Source organism: Enterocloster lavalensis, assembly GCF_046603895.1.
Lineage (GTDB): Bacteria > Bacillota > Clostridia > Lachnospirales > Lachnospiraceae > Enterocloster > Enterocloster lavalensis.
This window is the reverse complement of sequence record NZ_CP176637.1, coordinates 6,242,278-6,265,378: the sequence shown is the minus strand read 5'-3', so window position 1 is coordinate 6,265,378 and position 23,101 is coordinate 6,242,278. Positions and strand designations below refer to the sequence as shown.

The following is a 23,101-nucleotide window of genomic DNA, read 5'->3' as shown; positions in this document are numbered from 1 at the left end:
CTCACTCCCGCCCCTTCAAATACCCCGGCTTCACGGCCTTCGTCAGCCACACGCCGTTGCACGAGAGGTAAAACGGTATCCCGTCCCGGTACATCCGCCCGGATTCCACCTCGAACACCACCGGCTTTCCGTGGCGGCTTCCCACTTTTACCGCCGTTTCCACATCCTTTGAGAGGTGGACGTACAGCCGGCCCATGGGCAGCAGGCCGCCCTCGCGGATCGCATACGCAAAGCGCTCCGCGGTCCCGTGATAGAGAATCTCCGGCGGCTGGGCGGGGCTTAGCTCCACGTCCACCGGGACGCTGTGGCCCTGGTTGGCCCGGATCTTCGCGCCGTCCTCGCTCAGGCTGTAGCGGCCCTTTTCGTCGGTTCTCACGATCTCCTCCAGCATTTCCCAGTCAATTCTGTGACCGGAGGCGTTCATTCCCGCCAGCAGCTTCTCAATATCGGCCCAGCCGTGTTCGTCCAGGCTGATCCCGGCCGCCTCGGGCTTGTGCCGCAATACCAGGCTGATAAATACGCTGAGGCTCTTTAAATTACGATATCCCATCTTCTCCTCCTAACCGGCGCAGAATCTCCCGCTTGTAACCGAGAAATTCCTCCGTCAAATTGAAATCCTTCCGGCGCGGGCGCGGCTCTTTAATCACCAGCTCCCCGGTGATCCGTCCCGGCTTGCCGGTGAGCAGATAGATCCGGTCCGACAGCAATATGGCCTCGTCAATGTCGTGGGTGATAAACAGGGTGGACAGGCGGATGCGCTCCATCACATCCAGATACCAGCTGTGCACCGCCCCCTTGGTCAGCATGTCCAGCGCCGAAAATGGCTCGTCCAACAGCGCCACGTCCGCGGAAAACAGATAAGTCCGCAGCAGGGCCGCCCGCTGGCGCATACCGCCGGAGAGCTGGCCCGGATACTTCATCTCCGTTCCCTCCAGTCCAAACTGACTGAAATAGGCGGACGCCTTCTCACGCGCCTCCTTCTTGCCCGCGCCCTTGATGAGCAGTGGAAGGGCCACATTGTCCACGATGGTCCGGTACGGCAGCAGCAGATCCTTCTGAAGCATGTAACTCACATTTCCCGGGCGGCCGGTGATATCCCTTCCGTCCAAAAGCACCTGCCCCTGATCGGGCAGGCTTAAGCCTGCGATTACATTGAACAGTGTGGTCTTTCCGCCGCCGCTGATCCCCAGGAGGGAGACGAGCTCCCCCTCCTGAAGTTCTATATGGATGTCCTGTATCACGCTCTCTCCGTCAAAGGATTTGCTCACGCCCAGAACCTTCAGCTTCTCCATTGGGTTTCCTCCCTCACTGCGGCAGATAGTCGTTGGAAAAACCGGCGTTTTCCGGAATCTGCGTATCCAACAGTTGATTCTCATTCAGCCAGCCGTAGAACGCGTTCCAGCGGGCCGGATCGATGTAACCCCACTGTGCCGCATCCGCCTGATACTTGTCCGCCAGGTATTCCTGGCTGGCCGCCACCAGCTCGGGATCCAGCTCAGGGGCCGCCGCGAAGAGAATTTCTGCGGCCTCCCGGGGATTTTTGACCGCATCCTCATACCCCCGGCTCACGGCACGCAAAAAGGCTCTGGCCGTTTCGCCGTCGGTTTCCAAAAACGGATTGTTTGCAATGATCACCGGCGTATAATAGTCGAACGCCGGGTTTAAGTCCGCAAATGCAAAATAGTCGGTGTCCAGCCCTTCCAGCTCCATCTTCACGCCGGCCCAGGCATAAAAAATCCAGATGGAATCCACGGATTTCGTTCTCAGGGCGGAGACCTCGTCCGTCACCGTGCTGGGCACCAGTTTCACCTTGCCGAAATCTCCTCCGTCGGACTCCACCACATTTTTCACCATGGCCTTCTCGATGGGCATCTCCCAGGTGGCGTAGGTCTTTCCCTCCATGCCTTTCGGCCGGTCCATGCCCTCCCCCTTGCGGGAAACGATGCCTGAGGTATTGTGCTGGATCACGGCGGCTACCGCAGTCACCGGCATAGCACTCTCCCCGGCCACTGCGGGGGCCAGACTGTCCTGGAAGGACATTCCAAACTGCGCCTTTCCCGAGGCCACCAACACCACTGCCCCGTCCTCCGGCGGCTGGACAATCTTCACATCCAGTCCTTCTTCTTTAAAATACCCCTTCTCCCGGGCCACATAAAGTCCGGTGTGATTGGTATTTGGAGTCCAGTCCAGCACAAATGTGATCTCCTTTAAGCTTCCGGACTCCATGTCCGTCTCAGAGCCGGCTAAACCTGTCCCGCCTGGCTGTGTCTCATCCTGTTTCGCTCTGCCGCCCGCGCTGCAGCCGGTCAGGTTCATACCTATGACCGCAGCGGCCACAGCGGCGGCAATCCAACGCTGTCTTATCATCTGCTTCCTCCTCAGTCCCATGTCCCAGGCCGTCAATCCCGATTGGAATTCTCCCAGGGCATGCATTTTTTCTGTAAACGCTCCACCGCCCACATGAGCAGCAGGCTGATGGCCGAGATCAAAATAATCACGGCAAACATTTTATCGAAGGCAAAGGCCTTTTTCACCCGCGTCATGTAGACGCCCAGCCCGCCGAAGCCTCCCAGCCACTCCGCGATCACGGCACCCACCACCGCGTAGGAGGCGGAGATTCGCAGGCTTGAAAAGAACTGTCCCAGGGCGCCGGGGAGCTTGATGTAGAAGAAAATCTGTCCCCGCCCCGCCCCCATGGCCCGCAGCAGGTTCACCGCGTCCGGGTCAGCGGACCGGAAACCGGTGAGCAGGCCCACGGTGATCGGGAAAAAGGTGGTGATCACGATCAGGATCACCTTTGGGGCCATCTCGTAGCCGAACCACAGCACCAGAAGGGGCGCGATAGCCACCGCCGGGACGGTCTGGGTCAGCACGATTAACGGATAGAATGCCTGATAGAGCCGGTCAAACCGGTCCATCAGCACCGCCATCACAAATCCGGTCAGAATTCCCAGCGCCAGGCCCAGAAATGCCTCCGACAGAGTGATCCTGGCGTGTCCCATGAGAGCGGGAAATTCCTGCACAAAGGCCCTCGCCACGGCGTTCGGCGAGGGCAGCATAAAGCCTTCCACAATTCCAAAACCTGTCAGGGCCTGCCACAGAATCAGAACGGCCAGGACCGCGGAGCAGGACCACAGTTTACTTGTGATGTTTGGTGACTTTCTTTTCAATGGTCAGCACATCTCCCTCCGGATGATAGGAAACCTTGATGTAGGCGGCCACGGACGGCGCGCCAGCCCGCACGGCAATGTGCTGGCATTCCTTCACAATGTCCATCAGTTCGTCGTAATCGCCTTCAATGGTGGTCTCAAAGGGTCCCACGTAATAATTGAGGCCCGTACTCTTAATATAGGCAATGACCTCGTCCACAATACGGATCAGTTCCTCGTTATTGTCCGCCTTCGGCAGAGACTGGATCGCTACGCTTGCATTCATGGTTGACTCTCCTCTTCTATTTCAGATGATTGTAATGTAAAAAGCCTGCCCGGATAAATCTCCGGGCAGGCGGTTACAGGCAGGGCCTTAACAGTGACTACGCTGGCATTATCCAGATCAGCTTCCAGGGTTCGGGGACTCGCCTCGTCTCAGCCGGATCGCTCCAGCACCCCTTTTATTTTCCGGTAATCAGCATACTACAAGATGGGCGGTTCGTCAATGGTTTTATTCCAGTGCAGTCCCCCTGCATCACCTTCCGCTTCTATAAAGAAGCGCCCCGCGGGGCATATAACCGCCGCAGAGCGCCTTTTACAACATGATTCAGTCTTATTATTTCAGGAAAGCCCCAAAGAGGATACTTCCGATGATCAGCACGATACCGCCGCCCAGACGGGAGGAAAGCTGTGCGTATGCGATCAGGCCCATTCTCTTGGCAGCGCCCAGAACAGCCAGGTCGCCGGAGCCACCGCGGTTGGCCATGCAGAGGCCTGCGGTGATGGCGGAGTCGATGGGGAAGAATCCTACCAGGTAACCTACGATTGCGGAGCCGATGATGGCGCCGATTACGATCGCCAGAGCGATAACCACGTTGCCGGGGGTGATGGCCTTGGCCAGCTCAATGATGTTGGTGTCAACGCCCACGCCTACCATGATGATCAGGATCAGGTTTGCGGTGAAGAAGGACTGCAGCTTCTTGGCGGCAGCGCGGATGTTGTCCGGCACAATGCCGGCAGCAGCAACGATGGCCACGAAAATGATCATGTAAGCGAACTGATGGATGGCAACGCCGCCGATGGTGGGAAGCAGAGCCTTGGCAAACAGTCTGCCCAGAGCGTAGAAACCTACGGCCAGGAAGAATGCGCCGCCCAAATCCTTCATGGAAACTTTTACCTTCTTGTCCTCAGTGGCAAAATCGCCGCCCTTGCGGATCAGATTGGTACCGTTGCCGGTCCAGCTGGGCTTCATCTCGCCAACCTTGCGCAGGATAGCGGCGGTCAGGATGGCGAAAATGTTGGCGATGGTCAGAATCGTGATGGCAAAGGAATAGTAGTTGGCCGCCGCGTCGCCGGTGACGGTCTCATAAATCTGGCTTAACGGCACCGCGCCTGCGCCATTTCCGCCGCCCATAACGGGAAGCACATACTTTAACATAACGTTGGTGGGGGAAACCCCAAAGATCAGTCCGGCCAGGATTCCCAACACGCCGGCGCCCAGCAGGCCGCCGAAGATCGCGGGGATGTAACCTGCGAAGGAACGGATCAGGAGCTTGCGGTCCAGAGCCAGAATGGAACCGGTGATCAGGAAGATGATAAAGAAGGACAGGAAGTCCGCCTCGTCCATCACCATGACCATGGCGTCCGCGTATTTCTGCGGAATTATGTTGTAGGTGAACAGGAACGCGGATACCAGGAATGCCAGCACCAGGCCGCCGCCCACATAGCTGTTCCAGAACGGAATGCGCTCGCCGATCTCATTGCAAAGGATACCGATGGACAGCATCAGTGCAAAGGAACCGGCCAGATCCGTTGACAGTGCGCCGGTCGCCGCCGCCGCAATGACAATGAGCATGATCGCGCCGCAAAGCCACCACTGGAGTCCATAGGGTTTTACTACTTTTGTTTCTTCAGACATAAATTTCCCCTCCATAAATATAATTTTCGTTAGATGCAGTTCAGAATAGCAGGCGAATATAAAATATGTATAAAGATTATATATTTTTTGTAAATTCGCCGTGAATATTCCGTTAATGGGATCATAACATAAGGGCAAATTGATTGCAATTACAAATATGTTTATGTAAATCATAGGAGAAAACTTATAGGCCGGTCCGCCGTTCTCCTTGATCTTCCGGCGGAACAATGATATCATCTTACAGGGGACGGCAAAACATCTTAGAGAATTTGTAAGTTTTTCTTCAAAATCCGTCCATGAATGTTTAATATACTATAGAATAATAGAGTCAAACCCTGCGCCGTACGCGTCAGGCCCTGCGAAAGAAAAGGAGGATTACATATGAATACACCCCAGAAAGTTTTGATCGGAGCAGCTGCGGCTGCCATTGTCATCGGAGGCGTGGCCATCGGCCTGACCTTGCAGAAAACCCCGGACAAGCTGGATATCTCCACCATTCACACGGAAGCCCCCACTGAGACCATGGCTCCCACCACCCAGGCGGTCACCACCGAGGCCCCCACTGCGGCGGAAAAAGCGCCCGACGACGCGGGAACCGCCACCAGCGTGACGGCCACCCTGGAGACCTACACAAACGGCAAGGTGTCGATCCAATATCCGGTCGTGGATAAGATGGACGATGCCAATATGCAGGCCAAGGTCAACGAGCTTCTCAAAAACAACGCCCTCTCCTATATCAAGGCCGTGGGTGTGGACGAGAGCAAGGATGCTCTGTCCGTCAAGTGCGAGGTTATCTCAGTAGACCGCAAGCGTCTGACCGCCACCTACACCGGAACCTATTCGGCGGAGGGAGCGGCCCACCCCGTGAACGTGTTTTACGCCAACACCGTGAATTTGAGCCAGGCGCTGGATCTGGGCTTCAGTGATTTCACCGACGCCTACACCATGGCGGGTTACGTGCTTAGCGACGACGTGGAGTTCGCCGGGCTGTCGGCCGAGGAGGCCAAGGCGGTGCTGGAGTACCGCAGCACCCTGACCCTGGAACAGCTGACCGAAATCTTCAACAACGCGGACTTCCCCCTGGCCTCGGCGGACAAGTGGCCGGAGTCCTTCAGCTATGAAAAGCGCGGAACCGTCTGCTTTTCTCTCCCGGTTCCCCACGCCCTGGGCGATTATGTCATTGTAACCTTTGATCCTTCCACCAAATAGGTTGCCATCTGATTATGCCTGAGCTATAATAGTTATAATTCTAACAGACAAAGGAGCAGTTATTATCATGGAAAACGTAATGATCTTTGACCACCCGTTAATCCAGCACAAGATTTCCATTCTGCGCAACAAGAACACCGGCACCAACGAGTTCCGCGCCCTGATCGAGGAGATCGCCATGCTGATGGGCTACGAGGCCCTGCGCGATCTCCCGGTGGAGGACGTAACCGTGGAAACCCCCATTGAGACCTGTGAGACTCCCATGATCGCCGGCCGCAAGCTTGCCGTGGTGCCCATCCTCCGCGCAGGCCTGGGCATGGTGAACGGTATCCTGGCCCTGGTTCCCAGCGCCAAGGTCGGACACATCGGACTTTACCGCGATGAGGTAACCCACGAGCCCCACGAGTATTACTGCAAGCTTCCCAATCCCATCGAGCAGCGCACCATCATCGTCACCGATCCCATGCTGGCTACGGGCGGGTCCGGCGTGGCTGCCGTGGATTTCATCAAGGAGCACGGCGGTAAGCGGATCAAGTTCATGTCCATCATCGCTGCTCCCGAAGGCTTAAAACGGCTCCACGAGGCTCATCCGGACGTGCAGATTTACATCGGCCATCTGGACCGCTGCCTGAACGAGAACGCTTACATCTGCCCTGGTCTGGGCGATGCCGGCGACCGCATTTTCGGCACGAAATAAATTGAAGCCCAGGCTGTCAAAAGCCGGGCATACAGCCATCGGGCCGCGGGATGTACCCGCGGCCCGCTTTATCCGGCAAACTTATATACAAGTCAAAATCCCCCGGGAACCGCCTGACACGGCCGCTCCCGGGGGATTTTATCACATTTTACTTTACAACCTTTAAGCCCTTCTTGCCCTTCTCAGCCTCCGGAATCTCCGGAGCAGGAGCTTCCTCCACCTCGCGCACTTCCTTGGTCACGATGTCGTCCTTGGCCTTATAAATGGAATTCGCCGGAACGCAGCCGCGCACGCTGGATAAGGGATATACATTGGTGTTGCGGCCGATCACGGTGCCGGGATTGAGCACGCTGTTGCAGCCCACCTCCACGCCGTCGCCCAGCATGGCGCCGAACTTCTTCAAGCCGGTCTCCTGGTCGCCTTCCTCGGCGTGAACCATCACCAGGGTCTTGTCGGACTTCACGTTGGACGTGATGGAACCGGCTCCCATGTGAGCCTTGTAGCCCAGAATGGAGTCGCCCACGTAGTTGTAGTGGGGAACCTGAACGCCGTCAAAGAGAATCACGTTCTTTAACTCGCAGGAGTTGCCCACAACGCAGCGCTCGCCCACGATGATGCGGCCGCGCAGGAACGCCGCCTGACGGATGTCGGCTCCGGCGCAGATGATGGCCGGTCCGCCCAGCGCGATGGTGGGAGCCATTCTGGCGGTTCTGTGTACCCAGATATTCTTTCCGATCTTGCGGTACTCCTTCTCCGGCAGGGTGGCGCCCAGCTGCTCGATAAAGCTGCCTAAGTCGGCCAGAACTTCCCACGGATAGGTTTTGCCCTCAAACAGACGGGCCGCAATGGTGTGGCTGGTATCAAACAGCTCTGTAATCTTCATCTCTTCTAATTTCATGATGGTTCTCCTTTTTTATAAATACTGGCGGGCGGATAACCGCGCCGCTGTTATTCCTGTTTTGAGGTACTTGTCCTGGACTTTCCGGCTTTGGGATTGTAGTAGGCCGCCGCCCGGTCAAAAAACTGACGCATATGGTACTGATTATCCATCCGGATCACATTGACGGTTCGCCCCGCCACAAAGCGTTCCAGCTTCTGCATGTACTCGTCCGGGGTGATGGTCCCCTCCGCCACGTAGGTCAGGCCCTTCTCCCAGCTGGCCGTCAAATCCGGGTTCAGCAGCTGGCGGATGGAATTGTCCACCACGTCGAAAACCATCTCGCCCAGCAGCGCGGGCGTGATTACCTGGGTTTTCTTGTTCAGGGACAGGTAGTTGATGTTGAACAGCTTTTTCAAAATCTCCGCCCTGGTAGCGCTGGTGCCGATGCCGCTGCCCTTGATCTGGGCCCGCAGCTCCTCGTCCTCGATCAGCTGGCCCGCGTTCTCCATGGCCAGAATCATGGAACCGGAGGTGTAGCGCTTGGGCGGCGAGGTCTCGCCCTCTTTGATGAACAAATCCGCCAAGGTTAGTATATCACCTTTTTTCAATTTCGCAAGCATCTGAAGCAGCGCTTCCTGGCTGACCGCCTTTTTGGGCGCGTTACCTACGGCCGGTCCGCCGGGTTCTCCCCCGCCCTCCCCGCTATCCTTCTCTCCTGCCGGAGGCTCCTCGGCCAGAGTCTCCTCCACGGCGGACTTTTTGGCCAGATTCACATCCGCCACCTTCAGATATCCGGGCTGGTCTAAAACCTTAAAGTTGGCGAAGAAATGCTCCTTCTCCCGCTCCAGCTCCAGGCTGTACTTCTGGTAAATGGCCGCAGGGTAAAAGATACTCAAAAAGCGGCGGCAGATCACCTGATAGACCTTCTCCGACAGCGGCGGCAGACTTCTCAAATTGCCGAGTCCCTGCCCGGTGGGCACGATGGCATAATGGTCCGTGATCTGTTTATCGTTGACATAGCGGGTCTTTGCGATGCCCTTATAGCTGCCCGAAGCCAGTATCTCGGCCGCGTATTCCGCCATGGGTCCGTAATTTTTCAGGCCCCCGATGTTCTTGTGGATCTCCTTGGCCACGGCCGTGGATAGCACCCTGGCGTCGGTTCTGGGGTAGGTCACCATCTTGCGCTCGTAGAGCTCCTGAACCACCTTCAAAGCCTCGTCCGGGCTAATCTTGAACATCTTGGAGCAGTCGTTCTGCAGCTCCGCCAGGTTGTAGAGCAGGGGCGGGTTCTTGTTTTCCTTCTTTTTCTCCTTGGCGGCCACCGCGGCTGTCATGGGCGGGTTGGCTCTCAGTTTGGCGATCAGCTCCTCAGCGGTTTTCCGCTCCTTGAAGCCGTTCTCCTTGTAGAGGAAGGGCGTGCCGAAGTAGGCTGATCCCTCCACCGCCTTCCACTCCGCCTCAAAGGGCACCGGCTCCGGCTGGGCGGGGGCCTCAAAGGCTCCGATCACCCGGTAAAACGGCGTTTTCACGAAATCGCGAATCTCCCGCTCCCGCCGCACCACCATGCCCAGCACGCAGGTCATCACCCGGCCCACGGACAGCACGGTGTAGCGCTCCCGCAAATAATTGGCCATAACCGGGCCGTATTTCAGGGTGAGGGCCCGTGAGAAATTGATCCCCATCAGGTAGTCCTCCTTGGCCCGCAGATAGGCGGAGGCGGACAGGTTGTCGTACTCTGCCTCGTCCTTTGCCTCCCGGATTCCCCGCAGAATCTCCTCCTCGGTCTGGGAGTCGATCCACACCCGCTTCTGTTTCTTATCCTTTACCCCGGCTAACTGGGCCACCAGCCGGTAGATGTATTCTCCCTCCCGCCCGGAGTCCGTACATACATAGATTGTATCCACATCCGGCCGGTTTAATAACCCTTTGACGATCTGAAACTGTTTGGAGACGTTTCCGATCACCTCATACTTGAATTCCCTGGGCAAAAACGGCAGCGTGCCGATGCTCCACCGCTTGTACTTGGGATCATAGGCCTCCGGGTAACTCATGGTTACCAAGTGGCCCACGCACCAGGTGACGATGGCCTCCTCCGACTCAATATAGCCGTCGCCCCGCCGTCCGCGGATCTTTAGGGCTTCCGCAAACTGCTGGGCTACGCTGGGTTTTTCCGCTATGTATAATGCTTTTGACATCGAATCCCTCATTTTCTGCAGGTTCCGGCCCCCGAAGGCCGGACACGTATCTATCAGTATACCATCAAACCTCCCGGCTGACAACGAAAAATTGTTTTACGATTGTCTGAACCACGGCGCAAAGGTCCCGCCCCGCGGCTTTTAAGCCGCGCAGGCGGGACCTTTCCCGAACGTTATTCTATGGTAAATTTATATACCGTCACCGTGTGGCAGGTATCGCCCGCTTTCAGCAGCGGGGACGGAAACTGGGGCTTGTGCACCGCATCCGGATAATACTGCGTCTCAAAACAGTACGCATGGCGGTAACCGTAGACCGCGCCGCCCTTTCCGGGCAGCTCGTCCGTGAGGAAGTTGGCCGTGTAGAACTGCATTCCCGGCAGATCCGTGTAGACCTCCATCATCCGGCCGCTCTCCGGGTCATAGGCCTTCGCGGCCAGGGACAGTTCCCCCTCCGGGTGGTCCAGAACCCAGTTGTGGTCATAACCCTTTCCCAGCACCAACGCCTCAAAGGGCTCGCCGATGTCCCTTCCGATCTCCTTCATCTCCGTGAAGTCCATGGGCGTTCCGGCCACCGGCGCGATCTCTCCGGTGGGAATGGAAACCTCGTCCGCCGGGGTGTAGTGGGAGGCGTTAATCCAGACCTGCTGCTTTAAAATGTCCGGGCGGCCGTGCCCCGCAAGGTTGAAGTAGCTGTGGTTGGTAAAATTGGCCACCGTGTCCGCGTCGCTGACCATGCGGTACTCCAGCTTCAAACTGTCGTCCTCCGTCAGGAGGTAGCTCACCGTGATCCTGGCGTTTCCCGGGTATCCCTGGTCCCCGTCCGGGCTTTCCAGAGAAAAGTCCAGGCGGCTCCCCTCGACCGTCTCAGACGCCTGACAGTCCCACAGGCGGCTGTGGTAGAAATCCGGGCCGCTGTGAAGATTGTTGGGGCCGTTGTTGGCCTCCAGAGGATAATCCTTCCCGTCGATGGTGATCACCGCTCCGCCGATGCGGTTGGCGTTGCGGCCGATGGGCGCTCCGAAATGGGGCGGATTTTTAAGGTAGCTGTCCAGATCGTCATAGCCCAGCACCACGTCCGCCATCTGTCCGTCCCGGCCGGGCACCAGCATGGAAACCCACACCGCGCCCAGGGTGATAAAGGATGCCGAAACCCCGTGACCGTTGGTCAAAGTATACTTGTACACTTCCGTTTTATCGGGCATATTCCCGAATAATTCCTTTAAAATTGCCATAGCGGTAAACGCTCCTTCTCCGATATTCTCTCTGATCCGCGCCCTCAAAGAGGGGCGGCTGCGTATTTACTTAGCCTGGATGTACCCCTTTGCGGTGAGCAGCTCCGCACAGAGCAGAGCGCCTCCCGCAGCGCCGCGCAGCGTATTGTGGGACAGTCCCACGAACTTGAAATCGTAAACCGTATCCTCTCTCAGACGGCCCACGGAAATACCCATACCCCGCTCAAAATTCACGTCCAGGGAGACCTGGGGACGATTATCTTCTTCCAGATACTGGATAAACTGCTTCGGCGCGCTGGGCAGCTCAAGCTCCTGGGGAAGGCCCTTAAAGCTCACCAGCTTTTCGATCAGCTGTTCCTTGGTGGGCTTCTTTCTAAACTTCACGAACACGGCCGCCGTGTGGCCGTCCAGCACGGGCACGCGGATGCACTGGCAGGTGATCACCGGGCTCTCGGCCTTGACGATCCGGCCGTCCTCCACCTTGCCCCACAGCCGCAAGGGTTCCTGCTCGCTCTTCTCCTCCTCGCCGCCGATGTAGGGAATGATGTTCTCCACCATCTCCGGCCAGTCCTTAAAGGTCTTTCCGGCTCCGGAAATCGCCTGATATGTAGTTGCCACCACCTCGTAGGGTTCGAATTCCTTCCAGGCGGTCAACACCGGGGCGTAGCTCTGGATGGAGCAGTTGGGCTTCACCGCGATAAATCCGCGCTTTGTGCCAAGCCGCTCTCTCTGGTAGCGGATCACCTCAAAGTGTTCGGGGTTGATCTCCGGCACCACCATGGGCACGTCGGAAGTCCAGCGGTGAGCGCTGTTGTTGGAAACCACCGGCGTCTCCGTCCTGGCGTAGGCTTCCTCGATGGCCTTGATCTCGTCCTTGGTCATATCCACCGCGCTGAACACGAAGTCCACGCCCGCGGCCACCTTCTCCACCTCGTTTACGTTCATCACCACCATCTGCTTCACCGCCTCGGGCATGGGGGCGGACATCTTCCAGCGTCCTCCCACCGCTTCCTCGTAGGTTTTTCCGGCGGAACGGGGGCTGGCAGCCACAGTTACTACCTCGAACCAGGGATGATTCTCCAACAGGGAAATAAAGCGCTGGCCTACCATGCCCGTTGCGCCTAAAACGCCGACCTTTAACTTCTTTTCCATAACATCATTCTCCTCATCGTCCTATTTTGTTCCGCCGGGACATCCGCTTTTCTGCGGTACAGCGGCGAATCTTTCCCTATCCTATACCAAAGTCAGGAAAAAATCAAGGTTTATTCGCGAGAAAAATACATTTGTACGTGTCACACAAACAGTCCCGTTTTTTTGTTTGTGAAACCGGCATTTTTTCGTGCCGAAACGCGCCCTATGCCAGGGACAGCGCCACCTCCATCATCTGGGTGAAGGAGGTCTGCCGCTCCTGGGCGCCCGTGGCCTCCCCTGTGACCATGGAGTCCGATATGGTCAGGATCGTCAGCGCGTTGGCCCCTGCGGCGGCCGCGTTGGCGTACAGGGCGGCCGCCTCCATCTCCACGGCCAGCACGCCCATGTCGGCCCATGTCATGCCACCCTTAACCTGTTTTTCCGGCGCGTAGAACATGTCAGAGCTGAGCACATTACCCACGTGGAAGTTCAGGCCCTTCTCCCGTGCCGCGGCCACGGCCTTCTCAAGCAGCTCAAAGCTGCAGACCGGCGCGTAGTCCCCGGGCAGCCCCATCAGGCGCACAAAATTGCTGGTGGTGCAGGCTCCCATGGCAAATACCAGGTCCCGCACGTGAACGGATTCCAAAAGCGCCCCCGCCGTCCCCACGCGGATCAGGTTTTTGCAACCGTAGAAATGGATCAGCTCGTAGGAATAGATTCCGATGGACGGACAGCCCATCCCGGTTCCCATGACGGACACCGGGCGTCCCTGATAGGTCCCCGTGTAGCCCAGCATGTTCCGGGTGCCGTTAAACTGCTTCACGTCCTCCATAAAGTTGTCCGCAATATACTTGGCCCGCAGCGGGTCTCCGGGCAGCAGAATGGTCCGGGCGATCTCGCCCTCCCTGGCCTCAATGTGCGGTGTGGGTGTGTTGGATGTTGCCATAGTGAATTCTCCTTTCTATTGCACAACGGGGCCTGCCGACGGCAGACCCCGCGCCGCCACATCTGCAGCGGTTATTGACAGTAGTTACATTGCTCGTATCTGTTCAGTACCTTCACAGATACGGGAAAAAATCCATTTAAAATCGACTTCGTCGATGGGATTTTTGCCTGCAAGCTTAGGTTTTCATACGGTCAGCGCAGCAAGTGCGCAGACCTACTGAACAGTTACCATTGCTCGTATCTGTTCAGTACCTTCACAGATACGGGCAAAAATCCATTTAAAATCGACTTCGTCGATGGGATTTTTGCCTGCAAGCTTAGGTTTTCATACGGTCAGCGCAGCAAGTGCGCAGACCTACTGAACAATTACCATTGCTCACATTATTGTACCATATCCGGCCTGCTTTGAACAGCCCCTTACAGTCTCACCTTGCTGCCTTTGCCGTCCCGTTTGGCCAGCTTCAGGCGGTTCATGTGGACCTCCTTGCCCTTGTAGTCCACAACCGGGTCCTCGCCCAGCAGGTAGAGCGCCTCCAGTTCCTCGCCCCGGGCCAGCTTGATACCGCGGACGCCACGGGCATTTTTCTTCATCACGGAAATCTCCTCCAGCATAAAGCGCAGGAACACGCCGTTGCTTGTCCTGAGCACCACCTCGGTCTGCCCCTCCACCGGGGTAACGGACACCAGCGCATCCCCGTCCTGAAGCTTGGTGGCAGCCACTGTGCGGTTATTGGTCTCAAACTCCTCCGCCGGTACCTGCTTCACCATGGCCGTCTTGGTGGCAAACACCAGAATCTTACCCTTGAGCTCCCGGGAGCCAGCCAGATAGACAATGGTCTCCTTCCCTCCGTCAAATTTGCTCAGATTGTCGATGGGCGTGCCCTTGTCCCGCAGCTTTCCGGCCGGCACGTCCATCACCTTCAGCTGATGCAGGTTGCCCGTGTCCGTGAACAGCAGAATCTTGTCCGTATTCAGACAGCGCACCACGTGAACCTGCTCCGTGTCCACCGTCTCCCGGTTGCGCTCGTAGGTAGCCTTGTCTAACAGCTTGCAGTATCCGAACCGGTCCATGACGAAGACCACCTCCTGCACCTGCACCGCGGTCTCGTCGTAGACCGCCTCCGGCCCGTCCTCGATCTGGGTTTTCCTGGGCAGGGCGAACTCCTTTTTGATGGCTTCCAGATCGTCCTTGATCACCTGGTTCATGGTGGCGCGGCTGCCAAGGATTTTTTCGTAGCGCGCGATCTTGCGCAGCGTCTCCTTGTGTTCCTTTTCCAGGGCCAGAATTTCCAGGCCGATCAGCTTGTACAGGCGCATCTCCAGAATCGCGGAGGCCTGCCGCTCGGTGAAATGCAGCTTCTTTGCGTCCGCCTCAAAGCCGGGCGTCTTAAACTTGATATTGGAGATGTCCCCCGTGGTCAGGCAGGCCCGGGCGTCCTTTAAGTTCTTTGACCCTCTGAGCACGGCGATGATCAGATCGATGCAGTCGCAGGCCGCGATCAGTCCCTCCTGGACCTCCTGCCGCTCCCGCTCCTTCTGCAGCAGAACCTGGTATTTTTTCTCCGTGTTCTGGTACTGGAAATCCAGGAAATTCTTCAGGATGCCGCGCAGGCTTAAGGTTTCGGGGCGGCCGCCGGCGATGGCCAGCATGTTCACGCCGAAGGTGTCCTCCAGCTTCGTCTTTTTATAGAGAATGTTGCGGATTTTCTCAATGTCCGCGTCCTTGCGCAGCTCCAGCACGATGCGGATGCCCTCTTTATTGGACTGGTTGGAAATGTCCACCACATCGGTGAGCTTCTTGCTCTCCACCAGGTCGGCAACGTCCATCAGAAACTTGTTGATGCCCGCTCCGATCATGGTGTAGGGGATCTCGGTGATCACCAGTTTGTCCTTGTCGGCCTTGCGCTTGCCCAGCTCCACCTCCATTTTACCCCGCAGCTTGATCTTGCCGCAGCCGGTCTCATAGATGGCCGGCAAATCGCTCTTGTTGGCGATAATGCCGCCGGTGGGAAAATCCGGCCCGGGCATGAGTTCCATCAGCTTCTGTGTGCTGATGTCCGGGTCGTCGATGTATGCGTCCACCGCGTCCACCACCTCGCCCAGGTTGTGGGGCGGGATGCTGGTGCTCATGCCCACGGCAATACCCTCCGCGCCGTTGATCAGCAGGTTGGGCACCCGCACGGGCAGCACCTCCGGCTCCTTCTCCGTCTCATCATAGTTGGGCACAAAATTCACGGTCTTGTCCAGGTCCTTTAAGTAGACCTCCTCCGCAAACTTTTCCAGCCTTGCCTCGGTGTATCGCATGGCGGCCGCCCCATCCCCCTCGATGGAGCCGAAGTTCCCGTGTCCGTCCACCAGGGTCATGCCCTTCTTGAATTCCTGGCTCAACACCACCAGGGTTTCGTAGATGGAGCTGTCGCCGTGGGGGTGGTATTTACCCATGGTATCGCCCACGATACGCGCCGACTTCCGGTGGGGCTTATCGTGGTTTAAGCGCAGCTCGCTCATATCGTAGAGGACCCGGCGCTGCACCGGCTTTAAGCCGTCCCGGGCGTCCGGGATGGCCCTCGCCGTGATAACGCTCATGGAATAGTTCATGTAGCTGCGCTGCATTTCCTCGCTGTATTCGGTTTTCAGTATCTTTTCTGCCATATCGCTCACAATCTCCTGGTTTGTTCATTCTCAAATGTTTACGCCACGCGCGGCCATCATCGGCTCCTGCGCCGTCACCGGCCTTCTGCTCCGCCGGCGGACGCGCCCGCCTCCCGCAGACTAGGCGTCGATCTCCGCCTCGTCGGCGTGCTCGTAGATAAACTCTCTCCTGGGCGCAACCTCGCTGCCCATGAGCATCTCCGTGATCTCAGAGGCCATTCTGGCGTCCTCGATCTCCACCTGCTTGAGCACCCGGCGCTCCGGGTCCAGGGTCGTCTCCCACAGCTGTCCGGCGTCCATCTCGCCCAGACCTTTGTATCGCTGAAGGGTGAAATACCCGGTGTGGGTTCTGCGGTAGCGCTCCAGCTCCTTCTCGTCGTAGAGGTACTGCTCTTCCCCCTTCTTGGGGATCACCTTAAACAGAGGCGGCATGGCGATGTACACGTGGCCGTCGTAGATCAGTTCCGGCATAAAGCGGTACAAAAACGTCAAAAGCAGGGTGTCGATATGGCTTCCGTCCACGTCGGCATCCGTCATCAGTATGATCTTGTTGTAGCGCAGCTTTGTGATGTCAAAATCATTTCCGTAACCCTCGGAAAAGCCGCAGCCGAAGGCGTTAATCATGGTCTTGATCTCCGCGTTTGCCAGCACTTTGTCCATGGAAGCCTTCTCCACGTTGAGGATCTTTCCGCGGATGGGCAGAATGGCCTGGTACATGCGGTTTCTCGCGGTCTTGGCGGAGCCGCCGGCGGAATCTCCCTCCACGATGAAGATCTCGCACTTCTCAGCGTCGCGGCTCTCGCAGTTGGCAAGCTTGCCGTTGCTGTCAAAGGAGAATTTGGACCTGGTCAGCATGTTGGTCTTGGCCTTCTCCTCGGCCCGGCGGATCTTGGCCGACTTCTCGGCGCAGCCGATCACGCCCTTTAAAACCTCCAGGTTGCGGTCGAAATACCGCTGCAGCTCGTCCCCGGCCACGGCGAACACGGCCTTGGTGGCGTCTGCGCTGGCCAGCTTGGTCTTGGTCTGGCCTTCAAATATGGGATCCGGATGCTTGACGGCCACCACGGCGGTCATGCCGTTGCGGGTGTCGGCTCCGGTAAAGTTGGCGTCCTTTTCCTTTAAAATGCCAAGCTCCCTGGCATAGCTGTTGATCATGGCCGTGAACTTCGTCTTGAAGCCGGCCAAGTGGGTGCCGCCCTCCTGGGTGAAAATGTTGTTGCAGAAGCCAAGAATATTTTCCTCAAAGGTGTCCACAAACTGCAGGGCCACCTCCACTTCCACCTTGTCCACCGTACCCTTGAAATAGATGGGATCGTGGACCGCAGTTTTGCCTGTGTTCAATTCCTTCACGTAGGACACGATGCCCTCCGGCTCGTGGTAGGTGATCTGCTCAGACTCCCCGGACCGCTTGTTGGCGTAGAAAATCATCAGGTTGGGGTTTAAGTAGGCGGTTTCATGCAGACGGCTCTTGAGCCAGTCGGCCTTGAAGCGGGTGCGCTCAAAGATCTCGTCGTCCGGCAGAAAATTGATCTGGGTGCCCGTCTCCCGGGTCTTGCCGATCACCGGCAGCAGTCCGTTTTCCAGCGGAATCACCGGCAGTCCCTTCTCGTAGGCGTCGTGGTAGATGCAGCCGTCCCGGTACACCTTCACGTCCATGTGGCTGGAGAGCGCGTTGACCACCGAGGAGCCCACGCCGTGCAGGCCGCCGCTGGTCTTGTACGCCTCATTGTCGAATTTTCCGCCTGCGTGCAGGGTGGCAAGCACCACCCGCTCCGCGGAAACGCCCTTTTTATGCAGTTCCACCGGGATACCGCGGCCGTTGTCCCGAACCGTGCAGGAGCCGTCCGCCTCCAGGGTCACCCACACCTTGCTGCAGAAGCCGGCCAGATGCTCGTCCACCGCGTTGTCCACGATCTCGTAGATCAGGTGGTTTAAGCCCTTGGTTCCCACGCTGCCGATGTACATGCCCGGTCGCTTGCGGACTGCCTCCAGCCCCTCCAGCACGGTGATGCTCTCGGCATTGTATGTTTGATTTGCCATGATGAATGTTCCCTCCAATGATATGTTCTGATGTCGGCGGGCAAAAGCGCCAGCCTCGGCGCCCGCGTTTTGACAGACATTATCAGACACAGGTAACCTTTGCCCTCGTCCGCCCGGAAACCTGTGCCTGATAATGTCCGCTTCATATGCCCGTCGTGCATATTATACACAACACAACCGCCTTTTTGCAAGGCAAATTTCGCCTGGAGCCCGGCCATGCCCGCTTTTGCGGCCCGCGGGAAACATTTTACGCCCATATCTTATAAATTCTTTACAAAATCTATTTGTATATTGCGAAGTTTTCTCTTATAATAGAAGTTGCGTGTTCTGATAGAAGAATTTTGCAAATGAACCATAAATGTAAAGGAGTGTTTTATTATGGAAGAACGTTTAGTAGGCACAATATCCCGAGGCATCCGCTGCCCCATCATCCGTCAGGGTGACGATCTGCCACAGATCGTGGTGGACTCCGTCCTGGCTGCGGCCGCAGGTAAGGACTACGGCTTCCCCATCCTGGACCATGACGTGATCGCCGTGACCGAGGCGGTGGTGGCCAGAGCCCAGGGCAACTACGCCACAACGGATCAGATCGCTGCGGACGTGAAAGAGAAATTCGGCGATGCAACCGTAGGTGTAATTTTCCCGATTTTAAGCCGCAACCGCTTTTCCATCTGCTTAAAGGGCATCGCCAAGGGCGTGAAGAAAATGGTGCTCATGCTCTCCTTCCCTGCCGATGAGGTCGGCAACCACCTGATCGACGAGGACGAGCTGGACGCCAAGGGCGTGAATCCCTGGACCGACGTGCTGTCCGAGGAGAAATACCGCCAGCTGTTCGGCTACACCAAACACCCCTTCACCGGAGTGGATTACGTAGAGTACTACAAGGAGCTGGTAACCGCAGAGGGCGCCGAGGTGGAGATCATTCTGGCCAACGACTGCCGCAGCATCCTTGATTACGCCGATCAGGTGATCTGCTGTGACATCCATACCCGTGCCAGAAACAAACGCCGCCTGCTGGCCGCCGGCGCGAAGAAGGTGGTCTGCCTGGACGAGATTCTCACCCAGTCCGTGGACGGAAGCGGCTTCAATGAAAATTACGGCCTGCTCGGCTCCAACAAGGCCACAGAGGACAGCGTAAAGCTGTTCCCCAGAGACTGCCAGCCTTTCGTGGACCGCATCCAGAACATGATGCTGGAGCGCACCGGCAGACATGTGGAAGTCATGGTCTACGGCGACGGCGCTTTCAAGGATCCGGTTGGAAAGATCTGGGAGCTGGCGGACCCGGTGGTATCCCCCGCCTACACCTCCGGACTGGAGGGCCAGCCCAATGAGATCAAGTTAAAATACCTGGCGGACAACGATTTTGCGGATTTAAGCGGCGACGCGCTGAAGGAAGCCATCTCCGAGCGCATCCGCACCAAGGATGCCAACCTGGTAGGCAGCATGGTTTCCCAGGGCACCACGCCCCGCCGCCTGACCGACCTGATCGGTTCCCTCTGCGACCTGACCTCCGGCTCCGGCGACAAGGGCACCCCCGTGATCTACGTTCAGGGCTATTTCGACAATTACACGAAGTAATACCGCGCGGCAGTTTAACCGCTTCCCGGCCGGCTGTTCCGGCCGGAAGGCGGTTGCCCGGGCTGCCGCAATTCCACTCCTGACTGTCTTTTGGAGGAATTGAGTTATGAAAACATTGATCAAAGGCGATCCTGTCACAGCGGCAGCGCGCACGGAGGTGGGGATCATCCCCACCTTTTTGATTTTCAGCCTGGGTTTTATGGCCGGGCTTGTGCTGTTTGTCATGCTGCGCACGGACTGGTCCGTGGTGATGCCCTACTATCACGCGGACGGCCCGGAGCAGATAGCGGTATTTGACAACAGCCGTGGGAAAACAGCGCTGATGGAGGCCGGGGAGCTTGAGACCTTCGGGGAGACCGTCACGGTGACCACCAGCTCCACTACCCTGATCTCCATCGGCGGGGCCGTTGGCCCGGCGGGCACCTCGTCCAACGACAGGGTCTATCAGCTCTACTACCGGTATTTCCCCGGTGAAAGCGGCGCAAGGGATACCCTGGTGGTTTTAGCCGGGCCGTCGGAGGAGCCGGTCACAACCGAGTACGTGAATGTGGAGAAATTCAGCCGCGAGCTGACGGATTCCTTTCTGCGAAACGTGCCGCCGGAGGATCAGGAGGCGCTTGAGATCCATTTTTTCCGCATGAGCCCCCATACCCGGCCAATCTGGCTGAAATACGCGGTCTACCTGGCCTTTCTTGTGGTCATGCTGTTCTGGATATTGGTGCTGCCCGGCTTCAGTCTGATCCAGAGACATACGAAAATCGGCAGGCGAATCGCCGCCTTCGGACCTTTTGAGGACCTAAAGCGGCAGATTCTGGAGGACTGGAAGCACCCCATCTACTCCTCCTTCACCCAGTTTGTGGGACGCCGCTGTCTGATGCTCAATGAGCAAGCCGGACGCCGCCGCACCGTGGTTTGGTATTTCTATCCACTGACCGAGGTGGCCCAGGTGAGCCTGGAACCGGATCCGGCGGATTACGGGAACTGCTTTGTGCTCACGCTGACGATGAAGGACAAAAAGCAGTTTCGCCTCTTTCTCTACACGACCGAGCCGGAAGCCCGCAGCACTGAGGCTACCCTGCGGCTTCACGCCGGCACGCCGGAAAATACCATCCGAACTGAATAATCCCGCCAAAGCGGTCCATAATATCCTTAAATTTCCAAACGGCGGGCAACGAAACGGCTGTATGACGCAATCGCCTGCAGCCGTGACCGCGGCCCGCTGTATTTTATGGATCAAATGAAGCGTCCCGATGCCAGCGGACGCAAACGGAGGATTATTATGAGAATACCGCAACACATCGGCATCATTCCCGACGGCAACCGCCGCTGGGCGGTTCAAAATGGCATGGAGAAGCAGGACGGCTACCGGCACGGCATCTCCCCCGGGCTCTCCCTCTACCGCACCTGCCGGGATCTGGGAATCCGTGAGATGTCCTTCTACGGCTTTACCGTGGACAACACCAAGCGGGCCAGAACCCAGAGGCACGCCTTCACCGCGGCCTGCGTGGACGCCGTGGAGGCCATCTCCCGGGAGGACGCCAGCCTGCTGGTGCTGGGAAACACCGAGTCCCCCATGTTCCCGCCCGAGCTCCTGCCCTACACCCGGCGCCACGACTTCGGCTCCGGAGGCATGAAAATCAATTTTCTGGTCAATTACAGCTGGGAGTGGGATCTGGGATTTCAGAAAGGCGCCGTGGGGCCCTGCCTCAAAACGGAGGACGTCTCCCGCATCGACCTGATCATCCGCTGGGGCGGACGCCGCCGCCTCTCCGGCTTTCTGCCGGTCCAGTCCGTGTACGCGGATTTTTACGTGGTGGACGATTACTGGCCGGACTTCACCCCCGACCACATCACCCAGGCCCTGGAGTGGTACTCCGGGCAGGACGTGACGCTGGGGGGATGAGGCCGGGGCGGTGGCCCCCAGCAACCACCCGCAGGCTGCGCCAGAGGACCATTGCATTCAATAAGAAAAACGCCGGAAGCCTGCACAAATCACATGCAGAAGCTTCCGGCGTTTTCACGTTCATAATTTCCTCCCGGGCCGCATAAATATATAATACAAGCCATCGGAAAGGAGATCCCATATCATGAATATTCACCCGTTCTGTACCAACCTGATGAAATACAAACAAATCCAGTCTCTGGCGGAATTCTACTACCGCCGCAAGGTGGGACGCCCCTGTTTTATCATGCGTCAGAACGAGCGGTGGACTCTGGTGACTCTGGAAATGTGAGCGGCGCTCCCTCCGGCGGGACGCCTCACGCCTCGTAGCCCAGCTTCAGCGTGATCAACGCGTCCTCGGTGACCGCCTCGTCCGGCGGAGCCGTGTAGCCCGCCAAAACATAGTGGAGATTCTCATCGATCTCCCCACATTCCTCCAGGCAGCGTTTCCGAAACACGTCGATGTTTTCCCCCACCTCCACCGCAGGCATGGGGAGCCCGGCCTTCCGGTAAGCCATTCCCGCCGCACAGGTCAGCTCTTTGTTGTTGATCAGCTTGGCCGGGGGATTAAAAATTCCGGTTTTCAGCTGCACCGATGTGAGCGTCAATTCATAGACCATCTGTATACCCTCCGTTTTCCAGCTCCGCTTTCACCGCGTTTTTCCCGCGGGAAGGGGGAGCTTTTAATTTTGTCTATTTTTTCACTTGAAAAATTTTCCATTTTGCCATATATTATTAACTGATTTTCGACAAAAGGAGAATGGTATGGAACTAGAAACTTTATTAAGTAAACTTAAAACAAAATATTCCTTTGACCAGGCAGACTACAAGAAGCTGTCCGGCACCCCGGATCTGGAGATCCGCCTGAAGCTGAACGACTCCCACATCGCCGCCCTCATCGAGCGGGCAGGCTGCCTGGACGCCATCGTGGAGTCCAGCGCCAACCTGGTCACCATTTTCGACGCCTCCACTCCCAAGGAAGATTTGTTAAAGACATCCGTCCGCTGCGTGGGAAGCAACGAACTGCACATCTTCACCCATCAGTCCATGATCGAACTCCTGGTGGAAGCTCTGTTCAACTGATTCCGGCCCAAGAGCCCGGCTTTGCCGGACTCTTTCTTTTTGGGATCATATAAACTGCCCGGCACAACCTGCGGGCGTTAACCCCTGAGACAGTGGCCGCGTATTAAAAAAGCCCCTGAAACTCAGGGGCCGCGTCTAAGCAGATGACGGGAATCGAACCCGCCTCCTCAGCTTGGGAAGCTGATATTCTACCGATGAACTACATCTGCACAACACTGATATTATATCATATTTTTAAAATTAATCAAGAGGTTTTTTACAATTTATTCCGGTATATTTATTCCGGCGTAACAGTTCAGACGGCGGGAAAATTGGCGCGATAGGCCGCGTCAAGCTCGCTTGTAAGCGGATTTTCGTGTCAATTTTCACATCGGATGGACATCCGATGCTTCTTGACCGTTCTTTTCCGGTCAAGAAGATGAGCCGTCTGAACTGTTACATTCCGCCAGC

Annotated in this window: 21 protein-coding genes, 1 tRNA gene and 1 riboswitch; of the genes, 7 read left to right on the top strand and 15 right to left on the bottom strand. The window is 57.2% G+C overall.

The window, feature by feature from the left end:
• Position 1: 1 nt before the first annotated feature.
• From ACK2JC_RS28145 to ACK2JC_RS28120, 6 genes are all read right to left on the bottom strand, one after another.
• Positions 2-550: an RNA 2'-phosphotransferase gene (locus ACK2JC_RS28145; RefSeq protein WP_368270677.1), complete on the bottom strand. Its 549-nt coding sequence runs from the start codon at positions 548-550 to the stop codon at positions 2-4.
• On the bottom strand, positions 537-1,292 hold the full coding sequence (locus tag ACK2JC_RS28140; protein WP_092360682.1) for an ABC transporter ATP-binding protein: 756 nt from the start codon (positions 1,290-1,292) through the stop codon (positions 537-539). Before ACK2JC_RS28140 ends, ACK2JC_RS28145 begins: the two co-directional genes overlap by 14 nt.
• Before the next feature lie 13 nt (positions 1,293-1,305).
• A complete protein-coding gene (locus ACK2JC_RS28135) occupies positions 1,306-2,226 on the bottom strand; it encodes an ABC transporter substrate-binding protein (RefSeq protein WP_411338536.1) in 921 nt (306 codons plus the stop codon).
• Between the two features lie 173 nt (positions 2,227-2,399).
• On the bottom strand, positions 2,400-3,170 hold the full coding sequence (locus ACK2JC_RS28130) for an ABC transporter permease (protein ID WP_092360684.1): 771 nt from the start codon (positions 3,168-3,170) through the stop codon (positions 2,400-2,402).
• A complete protein-coding gene (locus ACK2JC_RS28125; protein ID WP_007711146.1) occupies positions 3,139-3,435 on the bottom strand; it encodes an MTH1187 family thiamine-binding protein in 297 nt (98 codons plus the stop codon). Before ACK2JC_RS28125 ends, ACK2JC_RS28130 begins: the two co-directional genes overlap by 32 nt.
• A gap of 76 nt (positions 3,436-3,511) precedes the next feature.
• A riboswitch (TPP riboswitch) is annotated at positions 3,512-3,618 on the bottom strand.
• A 147-nt stretch (positions 3,619-3,765) separates the two neighbouring features.
• On the bottom strand, positions 3,766-5,067 hold the full coding sequence (locus tag ACK2JC_RS28120; RefSeq protein ID WP_092360972.1) for a 2-hydroxycarboxylate transporter family protein: 1,302 nt from the start codon (positions 5,065-5,067) through the stop codon (positions 3,766-3,768).
• Between the two features lie 381 nt (positions 5,068-5,448).
• Between ACK2JC_RS28120 and ACK2JC_RS28115 the strand changes: the two genes are divergently transcribed.
• Together ACK2JC_RS28115 and upp are read left to right on the top strand one after the other, a co-directional pair.
• Positions 5,449-6,276, top strand: coding sequence for a hypothetical protein (locus tag ACK2JC_RS28115; RefSeq protein ID WP_092360685.1), 828 nt, complete (start codon positions 5,449-5,451; stop codon positions 6,274-6,276).
• A gap of 67 nt (positions 6,277-6,343) precedes the next feature.
• The gene (gene upp / locus ACK2JC_RS28110; protein WP_024734660.1) at positions 6,344-6,973 is read left to right on the top strand and encodes a uracil phosphoribosyltransferase; all 630 of its coding nucleotides are present in this window, start codon (positions 6,344-6,346) and stop codon (positions 6,971-6,973) included.
• Between the two features lie 148 nt (positions 6,974-7,121).
• Here the strand turns inward: upp and ACK2JC_RS28105 are convergent, their stop codons facing one another.
• The 7 genes from ACK2JC_RS28105 to ACK2JC_RS28075 all read right to left on the bottom strand — a co-directional run bounded on the left by ACK2JC_RS28105 (position 7,122) and on the right by ACK2JC_RS28075 (position 18,048).
• Positions 7,122-7,871: a UDP-N-acetylglucosamine pyrophosphorylase gene (locus tag ACK2JC_RS28105; RefSeq protein WP_092360686.1), complete on the bottom strand. Its 750-nt coding sequence runs from the start codon at positions 7,869-7,871 to the stop codon at positions 7,122-7,124.
• Positions 7,872-7,921: 50 nt separating this feature from the next.
• Positions 7,922-10,048 carry a DNA topoisomerase gene (locus tag ACK2JC_RS28100; RefSeq protein ID WP_368270685.1) on the bottom strand — a complete coding sequence of 709 codons (2,127 nt, stop codon included), beginning with the start codon at positions 10,046-10,048 and terminating at the stop codon, positions 7,922-7,924.
• A gap of 173 nt (positions 10,049-10,221) precedes the next feature.
• Complete coding sequence (locus ACK2JC_RS28095) at positions 10,222-11,280, bottom strand: aldose epimerase family protein (RefSeq protein WP_320937203.1); 1,059 nt, start codon at positions 11,278-11,280, stop codon at positions 10,222-10,224.
• A gap of 66 nt (positions 11,281-11,346) precedes the next feature.
• A complete protein-coding gene (asd, locus tag ACK2JC_RS28090; RefSeq protein WP_368270688.1) occupies positions 11,347-12,432 on the bottom strand; it encodes an aspartate-semialdehyde dehydrogenase in 1,086 nt (361 codons plus the stop codon).
• Positions 12,433-12,634: 202 nt separating this feature from the next.
• Complete coding sequence (gene deoD, locus ACK2JC_RS28085; RefSeq protein WP_320937205.1) at positions 12,635-13,357, bottom strand: purine-nucleoside phosphorylase; 723 nt, start codon at positions 13,355-13,357, stop codon at positions 12,635-12,637.
• 416 nt (positions 13,358-13,773) lie between these two features.
• A complete protein-coding gene (locus ACK2JC_RS28080; protein WP_320937206.1) occupies positions 13,774-16,008 on the bottom strand; it encodes a DNA topoisomerase (ATP-hydrolyzing) in 2,235 nt (744 codons plus the stop codon).
• A gap of 120 nt (positions 16,009-16,128) precedes the next feature.
• Positions 16,129-18,048, bottom strand: a complete 1,920-nt coding sequence (locus ACK2JC_RS28075) for a DNA gyrase subunit B (protein WP_333684110.1) — start codon at positions 18,046-18,048, stop codon at positions 16,129-16,131.
• Positions 18,049-18,426: 378 nt separating this feature from the next.
• Here ACK2JC_RS28075 and ACK2JC_RS28070 point away from each other — a divergent pair, with 378 nt between their 5' ends.
• From ACK2JC_RS28070 to ACK2JC_RS28055, 4 genes are all read left to right on the top strand, one after another.
• Positions 18,427-19,626: a coenzyme F420-0:L-glutamate ligase gene (locus tag ACK2JC_RS28070; protein WP_092360693.1), complete on the top strand. Its 1,200-nt coding sequence runs from the start codon at positions 18,427-18,429 to the stop codon at positions 19,624-19,626.
• Between the two features lie 106 nt (positions 19,627-19,732).
• Positions 19,733-20,749, top strand: a complete 1,017-nt coding sequence (locus tag ACK2JC_RS28065; protein ID WP_320937207.1) for a hypothetical protein — start codon at positions 19,733-19,735, stop codon at positions 20,747-20,749.
• Between the two features lie 156 nt (positions 20,750-20,905).
• Positions 20,906-21,529 (top strand): undecaprenyl diphosphate synthase family protein, encoded by a 624-nt coding sequence (locus ACK2JC_RS28060; RefSeq protein WP_092360695.1) that lies wholly within the window; start codon positions 20,906-20,908, stop codon positions 21,527-21,529.
• Between the two features lie 184 nt (positions 21,530-21,713).
• Positions 21,714-21,860, top strand: a complete 147-nt coding sequence (locus tag ACK2JC_RS28055) for a hypothetical protein (protein WP_166434529.1) — start codon at positions 21,714-21,716, stop codon at positions 21,858-21,860.
• A gap of 25 nt (positions 21,861-21,885) precedes the next feature.
• On the opposite strand, the gene ACK2JC_RS28050 is transcribed toward ACK2JC_RS28055, so the two are convergent.
• Entirely contained in the window at positions 21,886-22,188 is a 303-nt protein-coding gene (locus ACK2JC_RS28050; RefSeq protein WP_320937208.1) for a DUF3837 family protein, read from the bottom strand.
• 145 nt (positions 22,189-22,333) lie between these two features.
• Between ACK2JC_RS28050 and ACK2JC_RS28045 the strand changes: the two genes are divergently transcribed.
• Positions 22,334-22,651, top strand: coding sequence for a hypothetical protein (locus tag ACK2JC_RS28045; RefSeq protein WP_368271266.1), 318 nt, complete (start codon positions 22,334-22,336; stop codon positions 22,649-22,651).
• Positions 22,652-22,789: 138 nt separating this feature from the next.
• On the opposite strand, the gene ACK2JC_RS28040 is transcribed toward ACK2JC_RS28045, so the two are convergent.
• Positions 22,790-22,860: transfer RNA gene (locus tag ACK2JC_RS28040), tRNA-Gly, on the bottom strand.
• Positions 22,861-23,101 lie beyond the last annotated feature (241 nt).